The following is a 19,942-nucleotide window of genomic DNA, read 5'->3' as shown; positions in this document are numbered from 1 at the left end:
TTTGTTCTGCGATGAATCAGTACGTCCATTTCACCGTCAGGTCGGCACTGACCGGTGCTCCATAGTAGCTCTGGCTCCCGCCCCAATAGAGGCTGCTCAGGTACTTTTCATCAGTGACGTTGTAGACGTTCAGGGTCGTGGTCCAGTTATCACTGAAGCGATAGTTGGCCATCAGGTCAACCAGGGCATAGCTGTCCTGCTTGACTTCAACATCCCCCACCATGGCGCTGATGTCAGACTGCCAACGCACCAGGGCACCGACCTTCAACCCGTTAACGGCAGGCACATCGTAGGTTCCCTTCGCCCGTACCAGGTGTTCCGGGACAAAAGTGCGGGCCGCATTGTTGGCCTCGTCTTCGATATCCACATAGGAATAGCCCGCCGTGAGCTGGATACGCTCACCAATCGCACCCACAACTTCCATTTCGATACCATCGCTGCTCAGCCCGTCTTCAGCCTCGTAGTAGGCATCCCCATTGGCCAGCAGACCGGCCTGCGTGGCAACGTTTTTCTGGTCGGTATGAAACACGGCCACGGTGGTCTGCAGGCGGCGGTCAAGGTATTCGCTCTTGAGCCCCAGCTCGTAGTTCTGCCCCTCAATCGGGTCCAGGCGGTCGCCACTCAGGTCTTCTTCGGTCTGCGGGGTGAAGATCTCGGTGTAGCTGGCGTACACCGAGTGCTGGTCGTTGAGGTCATAGATCAGGCCGGCATACGGAGTGTCCACCGCGTCGTAGCTGGTGTCCTTGCTGTCGCCGTAGTTGGTGCCATGGCTGTCGAGCCAGGTCATGCGCAACCCGGTGATCGCGCTCAGACGATCAGTCAGGGACCAACGCGCAGCGGCATAGCTGCTGATGTACTTATCGGTCCAGTCACTGCCATCGACACGGGCATCGAAGGACGGTTCCGGATAGTTCCCCGTCCACTGTTCCAGCGGCGGCAGCGGTGTCCCGATGCCCTGGCCGTAGCGGGAAACGTCATCCAGTTCCGAATAAGACCAGTTGCTGCCCACCACCAGTTCATGGGTGCGCCCCGCCAGGGAGAAGGGACCGGACGCATACAGGTCGGCAATCCACTGCTCTTTAGTCAGGTCGTACTCACTCGGGTAGGCCGCCAGGCCGAGGCCGGTGTCCTTATCGGGCGTGCCGTACTGATAGAACAGCTTCGAGTCGCTGTCGATTTCCAGCCGGGTGACATTCAGTTTGGCCTGCCAGCCTCCCCCCAACTGCTGACCCAACTCCACAAAGGTGTTGTGGTAGCGACTGTTCCAATAGGCCCAATCCGCCGATGTACTGGTGGAGCGGGTGTAGTTGGTGGGCGTGCCATCACTGTAGAACAGCGGCAGGGAACCCCACATGGGACTGTCGGCATCCGAGGTCTGGGTAAAGTGCCCAAGGGTCAGCAAAGTGGTATCGGTCAGATCTGCTTCAATAACGCCATACAGCATCTGGCGAGTGGTTTCATAACGATCCAGGTAGCTTTCGCTCCCCTCTCCACCCACCACCAGACGGCCACGGACGTTACCGGAGTCCGACATGGAGCCAGACACGTCCGATACCAGGCGACCGTACTCGTGAGACCCAACAGTCGCCGCAACGGACGCCTGGGTATCGACCGTCGGCCGCTTGCGGATAAAGTTCACGGTCGCAGATGGATTGCCAATCCCGGTCATCAAACCATTGGCACCACGCAGTACCTCTACCCGGTCAAAGAACGCCGTATCGATCTTGCCCAGCACATTGCCGTACACCATGGGCAGACCCACACCGTCGTACTGGAAGTTGGTGATATCGAAGCCGCGAGAGGTGTAGTAGGTACGGTCTGTTTCGGCCCGCTCCACGGTGACGCCGGTGGTGCTGTCAAGGACGTCGTTTATGTCGTCCTGGCCAAAGTCATCCATTTGCTGGCGCGTTGCTACCGATACCGCTTGCGGGGTTTCCCTGGCGGTCAGGTCAAGCTTGGTGGCCGTGCTCGTCGATCCTACGGTGTAGCTCCCGGTGGATTCGGATGACGGCTCACCGCGCTGGCCGCTGACTTCAACGGCATCCAACACAATGACGTCCTCTGCAACGGACAGGGTAGGCAGGGTCGCCAGGAGAACAGCAGTTGCCAGACTGCTGCGGCGGAAAACAGGGGGCAAACGATGAGACATAACGGCGCTCCAACTTGACCAATCGATTCAATTCGGAGCGAATCGTAATGATAACACTTCTTGTTTGCAAAAAAAAATCTCAAGATAAATACGCACTGAAAAACGAGACTGTGTCAGCCCAAGTCGAGATTGATATCCAATCTCATGATGCCTGTCAGTGGTAGTTCTTTGAATTTAATAAACTTATACCCATTGAGGACCGCCATAAACCCAGAGTTACCAAACTACGGTGAGATTCAAAATCGGTCACCTGTGGTTTCAGCAGTAGAAAGGTCTCTTCCAGCAATCACGTAGCCATCAACTCTATGCCATGCTATAGACTGCTACCAATATCTGTAAGGCTTCCCGGAAAGGATGTGCCCATGGAGCTGAAAAAACCACAGGATCTATTTCTGCTCGCTTCGGGAGATGTCGTCACGAAGCGCAATCTCTTTGATCTAATTCAATACTCCAAGGTTGCTGACTCTCAGTTCTGGGGAGGTGCAGAGGTAAGAATAAACAACACACCGCAGCAGGGGATCAATTGGATTGGCGAACCACCAGCATGGCACGGAGTGATCATCAAGACTCGGCCGGGGTCATATGAAGAGGATGGGTGGGCAGATGATGGCAAGGCTTCATACCATTACTCTTTTAAAGCTAGGGGCGGCGAAGTTTCTTACTCGGAAAAGGCAAATACGGCACTCATTAATCAGCCTCAGTACCAATATCCCGTGTTGTTGTTCACAGAGAGCAGCAATTCCTGGGTTTTCGAGGGTACTTTTTTTTGTATCTGCAATCGAGACTAAATTCGTCGTTCTAGAACGCGGGTCTGGCTTCGCGCCAGAGCGGTCTCTGCCTCAGGAAGAGGTTCTGTACCAAGAGGGCGGCAGAAAGTACGTGATGCACCTGATGGCTGAGCGTGACCGAGGAGCCGTCAAGGCGCTCAAAGCCAACTCGGCCTCGGTTTGCGATATTTGCGATTTAAACTTTTCCGGGCGGTATGGCGTCGAATACATAGAAGCGCACCATAAGGTGCCTATCGCGGCATACTCCTCTACTTACGTTTTAAGCCAAAATGATTTTGCATTGCTGTGCCCAAACTGCCATAGAGCAGTACACATCTATATGAAGAAAGACGGGCTCGAATATCCGGAGATAAAGAAAAAGCTCCGGCACCAGTGAGCTGTATGAGTTTAGGTGCTGGGGCCAGCTGCAAAGTTTTAGGAGACGCACCAGGAGTCTGCCAGCCCGGAAAATTGTGAGGGGAGCAGCTAACTCGAGTTACGTGTCGCAGGGCAAGTCAAATCACAGGTCATCAGCACCTACCTAAGCCGGCCAAGCAATAGTTTCAATTGCCGTAAAAATCGTGCCCGAAATAATTGCTCAGAGAATCTTTTTAAGTTTCATTACTTCAAGCACGTGCTCAGCTATTTGCTTCGCCAGAAATGGTGGCACCGCATTCCCGACTTGAAGGTACTGAGCACTTTGCCCTCCCTCAAAATAATAATCGTCAGGGAACGTTTGTATTCGTGCAGCCTCTCTCACTGTCAGTGATCTCATCTGTGCGGGGTCATAGTGGATGTTTGCATGGCCATCCTTATGCATATGGGACGTGACAGTCTTTGCTCGATGAAGTCGAGGATAGCACCTGAAGCGATCTTGGAAGTTCCTTGAGTACCAACTTTTGTGCTGAGAAGCCAAGTTCGGAGGAAAAAACTTTGTCGTCGGCGAAGTGGAGGTCTGACGCCTACTCACGTGCGATGAACGTTCAGCGTCAATGAGCATTTGCGCTTCAGTCCACAGTGCAGAGAACATGTAACGGGTCATATCACTGGGCATATGCTGTTTTGCCCGGTGGTTCAGCACTCCGGAGAAGTATTTGTTGGCCAGCCAGTTTTCAAGCTTCTCGTAGTCTTCATTACTGCCGGTCAAAGCTTTGGCTGATTGGGAGTTCAAATAGAAATTACACCCGGTACTCAGCTGCTCCCCTGTTTCCAGTTCATCGAGGAGCCGGGCAATTTTCGGATAAATTGTTGATAAAATATGCCGGTATTCGCCCTCCCGACACTCGATAAAGTGCTCTTCCTCATTGGAGAGGAAAATCCGGACAAGGTCATGCTCGGATATGTCTCTTGTAGCCTTCACTTGCCGCGCTTTTTCGAATCTGAGGCTTCTACGCTCCCACTCCATGATGTCCCGAATACCTCGTTCGATGGCATCCCTTCCCGACACAATTCTACGAATCTCATCGAGGCACTGGTTTCTGATTTTGTGCCATTCGAGGTCGCTGTCAGATGGACTGTCTTCAGTAATTTGGGCAGGGCCTGATGATCGGTTCGCAGTGCTGATCGAACTCCGGATCTTGGGCAACGAAGCGATCGTTTCCGAGATAGAGGGTGCGCGTGGGGCTAGCTTCGATTCCATAGTTAACGGAAGTGATCCGTCTTTGTCATGTTCCGCATTTATTCCGAGGAGAATGACCCTCCTCCGCTCTTGGGGCACGCCAAAGTCAGCCGCATTGATAACGAAATCCTTGTCTGACGGATTTCCTTCTGAGCCAATGAAGTTATCTTTATCAGTGACGAGCGAATATATGTGGTACTGCTTCTGATCCTTTTCAGGATCTGGGTTTTCTTTGAGGTACTCCAAGCGCTTGATGATCTCCGGAAATATTCTGACTCCGTTAGCGAGTTTTGCCGAACCGATTCCCGAAACATTTTCCATCACGAACAAGTCGGGCCGCGCTCGGTCAATGACATCTGCGTATTCTTTGTAAAGAAAAAAGCGTTCGTCATGGTCTTGGTTATGATTTGCTATGCCCACGCGCCTGGCGCGACCTATTGTCGAGTACGCTTGACAGGGTGGACCACCAATCACAATTAACGGTGAACAGCTTCTCAGGTTTGAGCGTCGATCTTCTCCGGTTGATCGGCAAACTTCATCAATCTTCCTGTTTATCTCTCGTTGCTCGGGAGTCTCTTCCTCGAAGTCTTTTTCGTCCGGAACTTCTCCGTTTTTCCATTTCTCAAAAACTTTACTGTTACCTAGCGCATGAGGCCTTTGCAGAGTTTCTTCGCATGCAGCCCGCCACTCGTCCGTTTTTTCGATCTCGTCCATGACGAGTCTCTTTGAAGACTCGTCGGTGCATGTCACGTAGCGGACATATAGGAATTTATCTTTGAGCTTTCTATAGAACGACCTCAGCGTCAGAGTCTTGTGAGCGTTTTTTTCCTTCTCGACTGACATGGCAATTTCGAAAGGAGAATTGTCGCAATTGCTGAACCCCTCTCCCAAACCGCCGGGGCCTGCAAAGAGATCAATGATTTTTACTTTGTCGCTAGGTTGACTCATTTCAAGATCGGATCGATAGTGTGGTAAGGCTGGATAGAATACCAGGATTGCCTCGCATTGCCAGGTCTATGAGCCAGGGGCTGCACTGTATTGACAGCAGTTCGAGAGAGGACAGGCATTGCAGTCTGGTTTTGAGGGCTTGCAGATTGAAAACGCCAGATCTAGCAGCGCGAAGTTCAGGTGGGGCGAGAGGCCATCCTGGTCGCCAAAGCAGTGTTCAAGAAGACGTTTTGCTTTTTTTGAGCGGTGTTCTGCTTGTGTAATTTGTTCCCCCGTAACTCTAGAAGCGACGCGTATGGTATTGGTATCAATGATGTAGGCAGGTCGATGGTAGCCGAAAGAGATAACAGCGTTGGCTATGTAGTGTCCCACACCCGGAAGAGTAATCAGATCATTATAGTTGCCGGGAACCTCTCCTTGGTGCTGTTGAATTAGCTGCTCACAAGCTGAAAAAAACTGATTCGCTCTCGATGCGATGCCAAGGGCATTAGTTTTCTGTTGCCATAGATTTTTTTTGCCAAGGACATCTTCGGGGCAGCGAAACTCATCGATGAGGGAGGGGTATATGCCAGCAACAGTTGATGCTTTTGTTCGTCTCAGAAGGCTCTCAGCGACAAATATAGCCCACGGTGTTTGAAGCTTTCTCCACGGTAGTTCGTGGCGACCATTATCTTGGTACCAGGCAAGCAGTCGTTCTTTCTCCGGCTTCCCCAAAATTGCCATAATTCATATTCAACTTTTCGAACCGTTGTTCCTTAGCGCTCTTTTGAGCGCTAAGGAACTGAAATTAATCGACCTTGATCAGTCTGTATACGTCTCTTCTTCTGCAATGGAATCGATAATTCCTCTCTCCTGAAGATCAAAGACTATTTTTGCAGCATGCTTGGCTTGCTTTACCGATGGAACCTTTACCCAGCCCCCCAAGGCATAACCAGCCATTGTCGTAGCAAGGCTGCATTGGAAATCGGAAAGTTCGCCCTTTTCCTGTCCCCACTTTGTGATCTTCCACCAAGTATCAGCCTCCAGTCCCATGGTAACCGCAATATTTTTGCGATCCTCGGAGGTCATTGTGACTTTGCCCTTTCTTGCGTCCGCACCGACTGTTGGCAGGTGATCACCCTCGGCGAGTTCGACCTCCAGTTCCTCTGGTACAACAAGTTCCATTTCTTTGATGACTTTCCAGCACTGCTCGTTCTTTGCCCATTCAGTGACGTTCCTACCTTCAGCCGTTTCTACGATCCGCTCCAGAACATCCGGCATCCAGTCATAAAGCACTTTGTTGATTGACGGGGTTACTTCCTGGCGGTCCCAGATATCCTTCAGAACAATCCGACCGTATGTTTTATGGGATAGCAGGGCGACCGTGTAGGCCACGGCGTTTGCACGATATGCGGAGAAAGCGTGCTGACGCGCAATCGATTCGGCTTTCTTGAAAATAATGGTTTTGGCAATGAGATCCTTGTAGAAATCGATATCTGGAATTTCGTTCTTTCTTTCCTGCTTCAGTTTGGACATGTAATGAACGAAGTTCTTTTGTGCACCCCTGGACACAATGTATGGCAGTTGTGCCCAGGCATTCTGGTATCTGGCAAGATCCGTTTTGACAAACTTTCTATTAGACGGATTGATGGATTCGAACTGCCTCCGTTTCGCAGGTGTGGTTGAGGCTCGACTTTTGGCAACTTGGTATTGGCCACGAGCGCGCTCGTAGAACCATTTGAATTGTTGGCCTGGAGCCCAGACCGTCTGGGAAAGGCGTTCAATCTCAACGTGAAAGCTGTCATTCGCTGCGAAATCTGCCTCGTTCACCTTATTCTGGGTATTCGAGTATCGACTGATCTGGGGAACCAGCTCGTCGAGACTTTCGGGATTAACCTTGGTGATTTTTGCCTGAACTGCTACCCGATCGAGGTGGGGACACCTATCAGCCTTTTTCGCGCGATGGATGGAAGCCACAGTCTGACCTCCATTTACAATCTGAAGACCGCGCATGGAGGTTATGACTTCCTGACCCGATTCGTTTTTCTCTACATTGAGAGACTCAACCGTTGCTGAAATGCCGTTGTTGTATGCCAGAAACCGGCTTGGCTCATTGAGAATAGTGTTTCTGATGCCCTTATTAACCTTACCTTTCTGTTGGAGAAACGAACGAACATTCAACTCCATCAGTCTTCCAGCATATTCCTCGTAGAGATCAGCCAGCCACTCGCCGGGCAGAATTGCGAGATAGCCACTGTACTCATCGCTGTTTCCGGGCATGGATAGGCAGGGCAGGCCGCGGCCAAAGCGTTCAACCAGATCTATCTCTATGCGTTCCTGATTCGTATCCGATGCCTGTGCCCTGCTTAGCCGGACGATATCCCACTTGTGAATTTGAAGATCGATACCGGCAGGCCCCTCAATTTCCGGCTCTTCCCTGAGCGAAATCTCGGAGTCAGTCACGTAGTGAAGTCGGATCTGGCCGATCGATCCGAGGGATTCCTTGATTAACGAAACGCAGTCATATGTCTTGGAAGAGGGTTCAATTTCCGACAGTTGCGTTTTTTTGCAGAAATCCAGTAACCGAAGTGCACGCTTCAAGGAGGATTCAAGGTCGGATTTGTTGATCGCTTCAGGGTTATCAACTCCGAAATAGTCTGATACCACCAGATCCAGCCTTCCTTCCGAAAGGTCAGCCCCCCAGGCATCACAGCGAACACTGCCAGCGCCGAACTGTCGCTCTATGTGTCCAATGGAAAGATCGAACGATGCGCCTGATTCGGAGAGCATTGCTGTCACATATTCGGTAAATCTCTCCACGGGATATTCTTCAGACAGATTGCCATTATCAGGGTCAGAGATGTCTGAGAGGAGCTGATACCGGAACTCCTGAACGCTTGAGTCAATCATTTTGGCTACTCGATACCGCTAGCATTAAGTCATCGAAAGTGAGGGCTTGCAGGGCCACTGTGCCCAGATTGATCTGGTAAGTGGCCTCAACGATCCCTTCGGGGATTGAGTCATGAGTTAGCTTCGGAAAGTTTTCATCGACTCTAAAAGCACGGACTTTCCTTATTTGAAAGGATTGCTGAGCGTAATGGGATTCATCTTTGTCTCGGTAGCCGGACGCAAGGAGCTTCTCCTCGAACTCGAGCCTATCAGCCGGAAAAGATGAGAGGCGTTGGCGAATATTCTCTATCAGGCGAGGCAGGGTCTGGTCGCCATAATCATGAGAGTCCATTGCCACCTGAGCAAGGAACAGCTTTTTGGTCCCCGTAGGATCGAGTTGACGTAAGCTGCTGATGGAAACAGTTTCAATATTGTGTGCGACAGTGGCCTTTACCTCGACAGAAGCGAGAGGAAGCTGGAAGTCATGATGGCTTCTCTCACTGCCCTTCCACGCTCGGATAACAGCGGCTACTTCAATGCCGTTATCCATGAACATGGTTGCTAAGATAAGCTCCCCTGCCAGCCCTGTTTGCTCGGAACCTGAAAGGATTTTCTTCTCGGAAGAAAAGAAAGCTCTCCAGACGATCAGGACTTTTCTGATGACGTTGTACCCGGTAATCGGGTAATCCACTCCTGATAGCTCATCGGTGAGGCGGGCAGCCAACGTCAGAAAAATATCGATTGAGGCGGGCTGCTTCAGAGTTAGCGATAGAAATAGTTCCTGGCTGTGATACGAAAGACCCGAATCAACTCCCTTTATTGACGGCAGGGGAGCATCCTTCAGGAGATCGGGAGTAATCGGTCCAAATTCGAGAACCGGGGCCCTGTCATCAAAACGAATAGCGAGGTAAGCACCGAATCTGGGCGAACCAGAGATTCGGTATCTCGCACTTTGAGAACCTGTTCCTGGCTCATCAAGCAGGCTTTCCCAAGTTTCGAAGATTTGATCGATAACGTCAGCCATTGGTTTGCTGTCCGACCGGGTTCACTATGTACTCAACAGGGATGTCGTTTTCGCCATCAATCCCGGGGAAGCTAATTGCGAATCCAATGAATGGAACGTCTACATCGCTTAGCTTGTGTGCATTTGGGTCAATGGGGTATATGATCAGTAAGCCTTTGGTACTCGGCCGGTACTTCCGCAATTGTGGCCCCCCGGGTGATTGGACTTTTGCAGCCTCCTCAGGGCCACTTTTCTGCTCCACAATCTTTCGTCTTTCAGCTAGCGCTCTCTCGCGATTCTCATCACCGATATCTATGACGTCTTCATCTATAGGATCAGTAATGACGCCGGGACGGAAATATTCCTTTGTATTTGCCTTGTCGCCACGGTCGCGAAGGCCAACTGAAAAGCGCCCCAGATCGAGAGTCAACTCTGGTTCTTTTGGAACAATGCCTGATACCAAGATAGTCCAGTCCGACAGGTTACCCTTTGTATTCTGGGCGCTAATGTATTTTGCCAGCAGGCTGGTATCGACTCTCCGGATACTTCCCTCTGAACCGGGTTTGTATGATTCAAGAAAATTGAGAATCGATCTCGTCGGAATGCCATGCCAGATTGGACGATGGTTGGGGCTGTTAGAATCGAACCTTCCTTTTTCGTCTGCCTCGTGAATCAATTTTTTTGCAGTGGCGAGATTGTGCTCTCGCGAAGTCTTTTGCGCGTCAAAGACAATGGTCTGTATGAGGTCGCCACTGTAACTGCATTTTTCCTTCTGGCCAGCTCTCATTTTCACCGGAGAGGTGACTTGCAGAAGGGGGTGGGTTCGGACTCTATGTCCGAAGTTCTCCGGAGTCGCACCAACGGCGCACATTGTTTCAAAATCGTTTCTCAGCTCGGTGTCCGCGTCTGAAATATGCCGGAACCAGTTGATAAGCTCTTTAGGCGCGAAAAGTCGGGTAAGGTCTACGAAACCATCCCTGTAGCCGAACCAGCGGCCCATTTGCATAAGTGTGTCGTAAGTTTTGCTAGGCCGTGTGAAGTAACTTACCAGTAGCCCCTCAAGCGTAAGCCCCCTTGAGAGTTTGTCACCGCCAATTGCAATCACATTTAGCCCGCTCTCGCGGTGCCTTTCGTAATCGAGTACATCTCCTGCGGTTCCATTTATCTCCTTGACGACGACAGTCTGGACAACTTTTGGAAGGACCTCCTCTATCTCGGACCACTCATGCACCGGGCACCGTTCCTCAGCGATGGACTTGGTCGTTTTGACGTAGTCGTTTTCCCAGATGCTCTTGATATCTTTCCAGGCAGAAAAGCTTGGATCGTCGGCACCATAAACCAGGCAATGGCGAACGCTGGTCAAAACTTCTTTGACCTGCTTGGTCACCTTGTTCTGAACATCTGTGAAACGGGTAACGTGAACCAACATAGACGAGTGTTTCTGGCCCTGACCTCTCAGAACTCTGGCACTACAGGAGAGCAGGTACGAAAGGATTGCTTCATAGAGGCTCGGGGGAGTTTTAGGTTCTCCCTGATAGAGCGGGATATGGCTGCTTTTGTGTTTCGGTGGCATCCACCCATTTTTTTCGTTCAGCTCCTCGCTGTCCGCGTAGTCCGAGATTTCCCGGGTGAGCGGCAACCCCTTGGTTTCCTGTCCAGTCTCAGTATCGGTGTAGCCGAACATCCTCTGAGGGCCGACGTAGTTTGTTGGCGGGCGAATGCACGTAATAAAACTTCTTGGAAATAGATCCTCTCCGAACTTTTTCGAGTCAGAATCCTTGTGAATCATGATGTTAGCAAATGGAGTTGCCGTGTAAGCTACGTAGGCCGATTGCTCGAAAGTGTTGAGAATTTTCCTGATAAGACCATTGATGACAGTAGGATCGACTTCCGGATCAAGCGGTTCATCACCATCTTGGCCAGCATCCTTGAGGTTCGTTTTGTTGGTATTGATTGAGCCTTGATCGGATTCGTCGTCAATCAGTAGCAGGGGAATCTTCGAAATTGGAGCCTGTTCAGTCGCATCAGTTATGCCTTTTTGAGCCCTTCCTTCGCCCTCCAGATAGTTGATGAGATTCTCCAGTACCGATTTATTCTTCTTCACTACGAAGACCAAAGGGCGATCTATGCTGTTCGCGAAGTTTTTTGTCGCTGCCGCAACGAAATCACCATTATCGGCCCGAGTAGTTGCTGCATCTGGCGAGAGAGTCTTGTGATCGTAGGCAATCCTTCCGACACCAATCAGTTTTCGATTACCCGGTTCACTTTTGTCATAGCCAAGAAAACCTTCTTCGATACGGATCTGTGTCTGCGAGCGAAGATTCTTGTGAAACCCTGCCAGAACTATAATGACCTTATAGCCCGCATCAGCTGCTTTGCAGATGAGCCCCGTATAATTCGCGGTTTTGCCCGACTGGACAGAGCCGACAACCATACCTCGTCGATCCCATCTACCCTTCTGGTTCGGGTCGGTTAGCTGTCCTAATGTCTCATCGATTGTCTCATCGAGTGTTTCAATAACTTTTGGGGGCCAACCGTCACGTCTCAGCAAGTCTGCGTAACGATCCCAGTAGCGCCATGCTATGTCTGGTTTCGTTTTTATAAGCCACGGTGACCAGTTACGGTCTTCTGCGGTCATGGTGTGTGCAGAGTCCATCCAAGTTTTATTGTTAAACTCTGCAATTTCTATGAGCTTGTCTCTGATTCCGGGGTCGTCGCCACTATCTGAGAGTTGCAAGGCCACATCGACGGCTCTATGAATCAATTCCTTGGTAAGCTTGCCCCCATTTTTCTTCTTAAGTAACTGTATATTGCTGGAAACAGAGGCCTTAAGTTCGTCGAGATTATCCATGTTCATACGGCTCCAAAGTGAGCATAAATAATGTCTTTGTGGTCTGCGAAACACTCAAGTTCACAGATTTCGTCAATAAGATCCGTCGATGGACTTGAAACGTCACCTTGCAACATTTGAAGAAAGGTACGCGCAGCATCAATAACTTCTTGGTCTGAAGCCGAGCCGAAAGGAGAAGAGCGCATTTCCGGTGACTCTGCGGAATCAAGCCAAATCTGTTCTACCGGCACGGTTTCTTCTATCAGTTTAAAAATCGCCTCTGCTTCTTTCCGCCGCCCACCTAGCCGTTCAAGAAAGCTTCTGATCACCGGGTGGTCGCGATCAAGGCGATAAGTGTTCTGGCCCCGAATCTGTTTCGCAAGCCATACCTTGCCCACTTTCTCAGTGCGCGTGCGCTTACCGTATTTGCCTCGGTGCGCAAAAATTTCTCGTGCCTCTGCTCTTACCTGAGATGCGTATCGGACCAATGCAAGCGCTACATTTTGTGGGGGAGTTGCTAGAGACTTTTTGACATCGATCTTCCAGTCGCTGTCCATTTCGTTGGTGATATCGACCCGAATGCGCGCAAGCTTGTAGTGCTCTTCTGCACGCCACTTTGAAATGCCTTCCCTAAGTCCCAGCCAAGAACCGCTTACCAGCAGCCGGTCCCCTCGATACACGTAAAAACCTTGATGGGCATTCCAGCCAAGGGGACCGCCTGCTTCCTCGTATTCTTGCTGAGTGAGCATGTCTTTATGGGGGAGGATAAATCCCTGAACGGTCGTTACTGTCTCACCAAATGGGATTCTGGTTACTGGCTTGGGTTCTGTTGCTTTATGCTTTGAAAAGAAAGGGTCCCAAGGCTTTACGAGATGGGCCTCGGTTTCACCATTGACGTAGATATTCAATCTGGAAGAAGTGGCCAGAAAACGATGGAAGATCATGCCAAGATGATCGCGTAAAGAGTCAATCTGATGATAGAACTCATCTCTATGTGCTGGGCTGTTGGCAACAGTGCCGGCACATAGCTTGTCGAGGTTTTCTAGAAGGACTACCGTGCCGGATTCTTGATTCTCGATACCCGCCAGCTTTTCCCCGGAGTTGGTTCTACCGCTTTTCAACAGCCGCCACTCGTTTGTTTGTTGTTCCGCTATGTAGTCAAGGTCCCATCTTCTAATCGCTAACGAACTGTTTCTAGTTCTCGAACCAACCGTTAGTGAACGAGCAAGTGAAAGAGACGCGGTTTTCAGGCCAAGGCCGAAACGACCAAGGTCATGTTGTTCTCGTTGGTCAAGGGGGCTCTGGCTGCCCGCAACCATGGCTTTGGATAGCTGCTCTTCACTCATTCCAGTACCGTCATCCCGAATGATGATCCAAGAATCCTCACCCGCCCAGCGAAGGGTAATCCAGATATTTTTTGCCTTGGCCGTGATGGAATTGTCTATCAGATCTGCGATAGCAGAATTGAGCGAATAGCCATAGGCTCTGAGCGACTCGAGCATGGCCGCAGCGCTGGGAGGGGAAATCTCAAAATCCATTTACAGTCCTTTGATGAAACTGCACCGCTCCGAAAACTGCTGGAGAGGAGGGTCCTTTGTTCAACCCGCCTGAAACGCAAGGTTGCGAAACGGATTCACTTTTATGTTGAGGCTAATCTTTAACAGAATTGAGGGTGGAAAAAAACTCTGTTTCACAAGTAATCACGTTCCTAATAATCAGGACAGCCGTCTCTACTTACAGGGGCTCCATCCAATAAAGCTTTCAGTTGCCTCTTGCGGATCAGTAAGGACTGTCCAGTACTCATCCTAAGAGAGCGTGCTTGTCCTGAGGCATGGAAAATCCGATTGCGTATGCACCTGTAGCCATCCCCTAAAATCGCTTCTTCATACCCACCATCCTCTGCTGCGATTAACATTACTAAGCAGGAAAGAGTTAAACCAGAGGGGGCTGATCACACGTTTGAAGCCCCCTAGAACTCTATATCGGGGCCCTCACCTTTTCTATGGATTGACAACTGTACCCAGTCATATCTGAGAACACGCTGGCCAGGATGTTGAATCTATCGCGATAAAGGGGGCAGGAGCGCCGGAGAAAGCCCAGCGCAACAGATTGCGGCTCCCGGTCAGGAGCCACAATCCGCATGTAGGAAGTGGGGAGGTTTAGTGCTCGCTTTCCAGGAACAGTCGCTGAATACTGGAGAAATCCAGGGTACCGTTGCCTTTGACCGCGTGCAGCGAGAACAGGTTACGAGCCAATGAGCCCATCGGAATCGCCGCCTGGTTCTTGATGGCATTGTCGAAGGCCAGCCCCAGGTCCTTGTTCATCAGGTTGACCAGGAAGCCACCCTCGTATTCACGGGACGCAGGCACATTCTCCATCACCCCGGGCCATGGGTTGTAAACGTTCAGGGCCCAGTTGCCACCGGAACTCTGCTTCATGATTTCCGACAACACCGCAGGGTCCAGGCCATTCTTCACCCCCAGAGCCAGCGCTTCACAGGTACCGGACATCAGGATCGCCAACAGCATGTTGTTGCAGATCTTGGCCACCTGCCCTGCGCCGTGGGCTCCGGCGTGGAAAATGTTCTTCCCCATGCCTTCCAGGATGGGTTTGGCCCGCTCAAAGGCCGCGTCATCGCCACCGCAAATGAACGACAGGGTGCCCGCCTTGGCGCCACCGACACCACCAGATACCGGTGCATCGAGGAAGGTAATCCCACGCTCAGTAGCCGCTTCCGCCACCTTGCGAGCCGTTTCCGGCGCGATCGTGGAAGAGTCGATGACCAGTGTCTGCTGCGACAAGCAGGCCAGCAAGCCGCCCTCACCCAGGTAGACCGACTCCACATGCTGCCCGGCAGGCAGCATGGTGATCACGCAGTCCTTGTCCGCCGCCGCCGCTTTGGCAGAGTCAGCGGCAACCGCGCCCTCGGATACCGCGTGCTCGACCGCGGCACTGGACAGGTCAAATACCGTAACGTCATGGCCTGCTTTAACCAAGTTGCCCGCCATGGGGCCACCCATGTTACCCAGGCCGATGAATGCAATCTTCGCCATGTTCCGTTCTCCTTATTGTTGTAACCGGTGGTGCACAGGTTAGTGCCACATGTTATAGAAAGAAATCCTCGATCCAGGCCGGATCAATGTCATTCAGTGCAGGGTAACGCCAGCGAGGTTGCTGGTCTTTATCGATCAGCAGCGCCCGTACACCTTCCGCGAACTCGCCTTTGCTCAGGCACTTCAGCGACAACCCCAGCTCCAGGTTGAATACTTCGGACAAGCTCATCTGGCGAGCCAACGTGAGGTGACGCCAGAACACCGCCTGTGACGTCGGTGACGCCCCACCCAGGGAACGGGTGGACTTGGACAGCCACTCGCTTGCATCGCTGCCCTCACCTGCTGCCTTCAGCTGGGCCACAATCCCTTCAAGGCTGTCGGCATCGGTGAGCCGGTTGATCACATCCAGGTGCTCCCGCACCGGAGACTCCGGTTTGGCCGCAGCCGAGTCCCTCTCAAACTGGCGCAGTACCTGATTGACCACCCCATCGGCGCTAGCCTGCTGCCAGTCCGCCGCCTGCAGGCCTGCAATCACGCCTGCTTTCAGTTCGTGGCTGATGAAGCGATCCGCCAGCCCCACAAACAGGGCATCCGCACCGTTCAGTCGAGCGCCAGTCAGGCCCAGGAACAGGCCGGTACGCCCCGGCATGCGATTGAGGAACCAGCCCGCCCCAACATCCGGGTATAACCCAATGGCCGCTTCAGGCATGGCCAGCATGGAACGCTCCGTCACCACCCGGTGACTGGCACCGGCCATCAGCCCAATGCCCCCCCCCATCACGATACCGTGCCCCCAACAAACCACCGGCTTGCCAAAGGTGTGGATCAGCTGATCCAGTACATATTCTTCAGTGAAGAACGCCTGGCCAAGACCGCCATCAGAGCCTACGGGCTGTGGCTCAATCATGTCCCGGTACAGGGCCACGATGTCACCACCGGCACAGAAGGCTTTGTCGCCTTCGGCTTCCAGCCAGACCGCCAGTACCTCGTCATCCTGCTGCCACTGCTGCATCTTCGGCGTCAGCAGCCGGATCATCTCCAGGGACAGCGCGTTCAGGGATTTCGGCGTGTTCAGCCGGGCGACGGCCACCCGGCCGCCACTCACATTCCATTCTTCAAAAACTACGGCATTGCTACTCATAACACGGTCCAATCAACGGTTCTTCCACTCTTTGCGGCGTTTTTTACGCTTACTGGTTTTTCCAGTTAGGCGTCCGCTTTTCGAGGAACGCATTTACCCCTTCACGCTGGTCTTCGGTGGAGAACAGCTCGATAAACAGCTCCCGCTCCATACGCCAGCCATCCTTGTGGCTGCGACCGTCACGGGCGCTCATCACCAGGGATTTGCAGCGGGCGATAGACGACGGGCTTTGCTGGCAGGCCATTTCCGCCAGTTCCAAGGCCTTGGCAAACGATTCGCCCTTGCCCACAACCTCTTCTACCAGGCCAATCTGCTGGGCCCGTTCGGCAGTAATTCGCTCGCCGCAGAGAATCATTCGCTTGGCCCAGCCTTCACCCACCAGCCAGGGCAGGTTCTGGGTGCCGCCCGCACAGGGCAACAGGCCAACGCGGGCTTCCGGCAGTGCCATTTGGGCCTGCTCTTCCGCCACCCGGATATCACAGGCCAGCGCGCATTCCAGACCACCGCCCATGGCATAGCCGTTAATGGCGGCAATGGAAACGCCACGGAAATTGGTCAGGGCATCGAAGGCATTGCCGAACGCTTGCGCCATGATGCTGGCGCGACCGATATCACCATCAGCGAACGCGTTCAGATCGGCACCGGCGGAGAAGAATTTCTCGCCTTGCCCGGTCACCACCAGGGCAAAAATATCCTTGTCTTCGTTGAGCTGGTTCACCGTCTCCGCCAGGGCTGCCAGGGACTCTTCGGTCCAGGTATTGGCCGGGGGATTATTAATGGTGATAGTGGCAATGTGACCGCGCTTTTCCAGGTCGATCAGTGCGCTCATGTTGTATTCCTTCTGTCGTTATCCGTTGTCGTGATTCGGCTTACTGGATGGCTTCCGCCACCCCTGGCTCCAGCAGGCGCCGGGCCACAATCAACCGCATGATTTCGTTGGTGCCTTCCAGGATCTGGTGTACCCGAAGGTCGCGAACATAACGCTCCAGCGGATACTCGCGGATGTAGCCGTAGCCACCATGAAGCTGCAGGGCCTCGTTGCACACCTCAAAACAGGCATCGGTGGCAAAGCGTTTGGCCATGGCGCAATGCAGGGTGGCCTCCGGGTCGCCAGCATCCAGTTTGAACGCCGCCAGACGAACCATCTGCCGCGCCGCCACCAGGTTGGTCGCCATATCCGCCAAGCGGAACTGCAAAGCCTGGAACTCGGCCAGCGGCTTGCCAAACTGGCTGCGCTCATGCAGGTAGTTGCGGGCACGCAACAGCGCCGCCTGGGCACCGCCGAGTGAACAGGTCGCAATGTTCAGACGACCACCATCCAGGCCTTTCATGGCGAACTTGAAACCTTCACCTTCCTCACCCAGACGGTTGGCCACCGGCACCCGCACATCTTCAAACGTCACCTGGCGGGTGGGCTGACTGTGCCAGCCCATTTTTTCTTCATTCTTGCCATAGTGAATACCGTCGCTGTCGGCCGGTACCACAAACGCGGAGATGCCTTTCGGGCCGCTGTCCGGTGCTCCGGTACGAGCCATTACCACCAGAACCTGGGTGCCGCCAGCGCCGGAGATAAACACCTTGCTGCCGTTCAGCACGTAGTCGTCACCATCGCGCACCGCGCGGGTACGCAGGTTACCGGCGTCCGAACCCGCGCCGGGCTCAGTTAGACAGTAAGAACCCAGCCACTCGCCACTGGCCATGCGCGGGGCGAAATCATCCCGCACCTGGCCGTTGGCAAAGTTGGCCACCATCCAGGTGGCCATGTTGTGGATGGTGATGAACGCCGCCGTGGATGGGCAGGCTGCCGCAAGTTCCTCAACGATTACCGAGGTATCCAGCCGGGACAGGCCCATGCCGCCCTGGGCTTCCGGGGTATAGATTCCGCAGAAACCCATGGCGCCAGCAGCGCGGATCACGTCAACCGGGAAGATGTGCTCTTCGTCCCAGGTGGCGGCGTGGGGCGCCATTTCGTTCTCGGCAAACGCCCTGGCCGCCTCGCGGAAGGCAAGCTGGTCTTCAGTCAGGTTGAAGTCCATTCACATATCCTCTGCTGATGGTGCTTAGCGCAGGTTAATGGAGAAGTTCGCGTCCACTTCCATCTCGCTGTGGAACCAGCGTGAGGTAATGGTCTTGGTCTCAGTGTAGAACCGGACCGCCTGCTTGCCGTAGGCATGTTGATCACCGTAGAAAGAGCCTTTCCAGCCGGTGAAGGAGAAGAACGGCAGGGGCACCGGAATGGGGATGTTGATACCCACCTGACCCACATCGATTTCGTGTTGGTAGCGACGGGCACTACCGCCGCAGTTGGTAAAGATGGAGGTGCCGTTGCCATATGGGCTGTTGTTGACCAGCTCGATGGCGTCCGCCAGGGAATCCACTTCCATACAGGACAGCACCGGGCCGAAGATCTCTTCCTTATAGATGTCCATGTCCGAGGTGACCCCCGCAAACAGGGTGGGTCCTACCCAGTTACCATCTGGCAAACCATCGACGGTACAACCACGCCCGTCTACCAGCAGCTTGGCACCCTGGGCCTCACCGGTGGCGATCAGGGATTCCACCCGGTCCTTGGCTTGCGGGCTGATCAGCGGGCCGTAGGCCGCTGAGCGGTCGTTCCAGGCACCCGGGCGGACTTTCTCCAGGGCTTCCTTCAGCTCCGGAATCCACTCCTGGGATTTACCAACAAAGACCGCGACAGAAATCGCCATGCAACGCTGGCCAGCGGCACCGACGGAGGCACCCACCAGGGCATTGATCACCTGTTGCTTGTCGGCGTCCGGCATGATCACCATGTGATTCTTGGCACCGGCGAAGCTCTGTACCCGCTTCATGTTACGGGTGCCGGTTTCATAGATGTAGCGGCCAACGGGAACGGAGCCCACGAACGACACCGCCTTGATCGCCGGATCCGTCAGCAGCACGTCCACCTGGGCCTTGGCACCATGAACCACCTGCAGCACGCCTTTAGGGGCGCCGGCTTCTTCAAACAGCTCCACCAGACGGGTCGGGGTCAGTGGGTCCTGCTCGGACGGCTTGAGGATAAAGGTGTTACCGCAGGCGATAGCGACCGGGAACATCCACAGCGGAATCATCGCCGGGAAGTTGAATGGGGTGATCCCGGCACAGACACCCAGCGGTTGGGTGTAAGAGTAAGTGTCCACTTCGCGGGCCACGTTCTCGACCGTTTCTCCCATCATCAGGGAAGGAATGTTAGCCGCGTGCTCAACCACCTCGATACCACGCCAGACGTCGCCCTTGGCATCTTCGAAGGTCTTGCCGGTTTCCTGGGACAGGATTTCGGCGATTTCGTCGTGGTGCTCTTTCAGCAGGGCCTGGTAACGCATCATCACACGAGCCCGTTCAGAGACCGGCGTTTCCTTCCAGACCTTGAAGGTTTCCGATGCGCTGGTGATGGCGCGCTGCATTTCCTCATCGGTTGCACACGGTACGCGGGCAATGACTTCGTTGGTGGCCGGGTTGGTCACGTCGATCCACTGGTCAGTCTGGCTTTGGACAAACTCACCTGCGATGTAGAGCGGTACGTTTTTCATGGCAGCTTCCTATG

14 protein-coding genes are annotated in these 19,942 nt (G+C 53.3%); 2 read left to right on the top strand and 12 right to left on the bottom strand.

The window, feature by feature from the left end; genetic code table 11:
• Positions 1 to 16: 16 nt before the first annotated feature.
• A complete protein-coding gene (locus BMZ67_RS06470; protein WP_092021140.1) occupies positions 17 to 2,149 on the bottom strand; it encodes a TonB-dependent siderophore receptor in 2,133 nt (710 codons plus the stop codon).
• A 362-nt stretch (positions 2,150 to 2,511) separates the two neighbouring features.
• Here BMZ67_RS06470 and BMZ67_RS18670 point away from each other — a divergent pair, with 362 nt between their 5' ends.
• Complete coding sequence (locus BMZ67_RS18670; RefSeq protein WP_217642464.1) at positions 2,512 to 2,937, top strand: hypothetical protein; 426 nt, start codon at positions 2,512 to 2,514, stop codon at positions 2,935 to 2,937.
• A gap of 103 nt (positions 2,938 to 3,040) precedes the next feature.
• On the top strand, positions 3,041 to 3,313 hold the full coding sequence (locus BMZ67_RS18665; protein ID WP_217642463.1) for an HNH endonuclease: 273 nt from the start codon (positions 3,041 to 3,043) through the stop codon (positions 3,311 to 3,313).
• 201 nt (positions 3,314 to 3,514) lie between these two features.
• Here BMZ67_RS18665 and BMZ67_RS06460 read toward each other — a convergent pair whose 3' ends face one another.
• The 11 genes from BMZ67_RS06460 to BMZ67_RS06410 form a co-directional block, all read right to left on the bottom strand.
• The gene (locus tag BMZ67_RS06460; protein WP_092021139.1) at positions 3,515 to 5,482 is read right to left on the bottom strand and encodes a DNA (cytosine-5-)-methyltransferase; all 1,968 of its coding nucleotides are present in this window, start codon (positions 5,480 to 5,482) and stop codon (positions 3,515 to 3,517) included.
• Between the two features lie 66 nt (positions 5,483 to 5,548).
• Positions 5,549 to 6,205: an HhH-GPD family protein gene (locus BMZ67_RS06455; RefSeq protein WP_092021138.1), complete on the bottom strand. Its 657-nt coding sequence runs from the start codon at positions 6,203 to 6,205 to the stop codon at positions 5,549 to 5,551.
• Positions 6,206 to 6,283: 78 nt separating this feature from the next.
• Entirely contained in the window at positions 6,284 to 8,371 is a 2,088-nt protein-coding gene (locus tag BMZ67_RS06450; RefSeq protein ID WP_092021137.1) for an AIPR family protein, read from the bottom strand.
• Positions 8,364 to 9,374: a PD-(D/E)XK motif protein gene (locus BMZ67_RS06445; RefSeq protein ID WP_092021136.1), complete on the bottom strand. Its 1,011-nt coding sequence runs from the start codon at positions 9,372 to 9,374 to the stop codon at positions 8,364 to 8,366. The genes BMZ67_RS06450 and BMZ67_RS06445 overlap by 8 nt, the downstream gene beginning before the upstream one ends.
• Positions 9,367 to 12,204 carry a Z1 domain-containing protein gene (locus BMZ67_RS18660; protein WP_217642462.1) on the bottom strand — a complete coding sequence of 946 codons (2,838 nt, stop codon included), beginning with the start codon at positions 12,202 to 12,204 and terminating at the stop codon, positions 9,367 to 9,369. Before BMZ67_RS18660 ends, BMZ67_RS06445 begins: the two co-directional genes overlap by 8 nt.
• 2 nt (positions 12,205 to 12,206) lie before the next feature.
• Positions 12,207 to 13,721 (bottom strand): ATP-binding protein, encoded by a 1,515-nt coding sequence (locus BMZ67_RS06435; RefSeq protein WP_092021134.1) that lies wholly within the window; start codon positions 13,719 to 13,721, stop codon positions 12,207 to 12,209.
• Between the two features lie 621 nt (positions 13,722 to 14,342).
• Entirely contained in the window at positions 14,343 to 15,236 is an 894-nt protein-coding gene (gene mmsB, locus BMZ67_RS06430) for a 3-hydroxyisobutyrate dehydrogenase (RefSeq protein WP_092021133.1), read from the bottom strand.
• 52 nt (positions 15,237 to 15,288) lie between these two features.
• Positions 15,289 to 16,377 (bottom strand): enoyl-CoA hydratase/isomerase family protein, encoded by a 1,089-nt coding sequence (locus BMZ67_RS06425; RefSeq protein WP_092021132.1) that lies wholly within the window; start codon positions 16,375 to 16,377, stop codon positions 15,289 to 15,291.
• A gap of 49 nt (positions 16,378 to 16,426) precedes the next feature.
• Complete coding sequence (locus tag BMZ67_RS06420) at positions 16,427 to 17,206, bottom strand: enoyl-CoA hydratase (protein WP_092021131.1); 780 nt, start codon at positions 17,204 to 17,206, stop codon at positions 16,427 to 16,429.
• Positions 17,207 to 17,246: 40 nt separating this feature from the next.
• The gene (locus tag BMZ67_RS06415; protein WP_092021130.1) at positions 17,247 to 18,413 is read right to left on the bottom strand and encodes an acyl-CoA dehydrogenase family protein; all 1,167 of its coding nucleotides are present in this window, start codon (positions 18,411 to 18,413) and stop codon (positions 17,247 to 17,249) included.
• Positions 18,414 to 18,437: 24 nt separating this feature from the next.
• Positions 18,438 to 19,928 (bottom strand): CoA-acylating methylmalonate-semialdehyde dehydrogenase, encoded by a 1,491-nt coding sequence (locus BMZ67_RS06410; protein WP_092021129.1) that lies wholly within the window; start codon positions 19,926 to 19,928, stop codon positions 18,438 to 18,440.
• Positions 19,929 to 19,942: the final 14 nt, after the last annotated feature.

The organism is Marinobacter zhejiangensis (assembly GCF_900114775.1).
GTDB lineage: Bacteria > Pseudomonadota > Gammaproteobacteria > Pseudomonadales > Oleiphilaceae > Marinobacter > Marinobacter zhejiangensis.
Note: the sequence above shows the minus strand (reverse complement) of the source record. Positions and strands in the feature narration are given on the sequence as shown.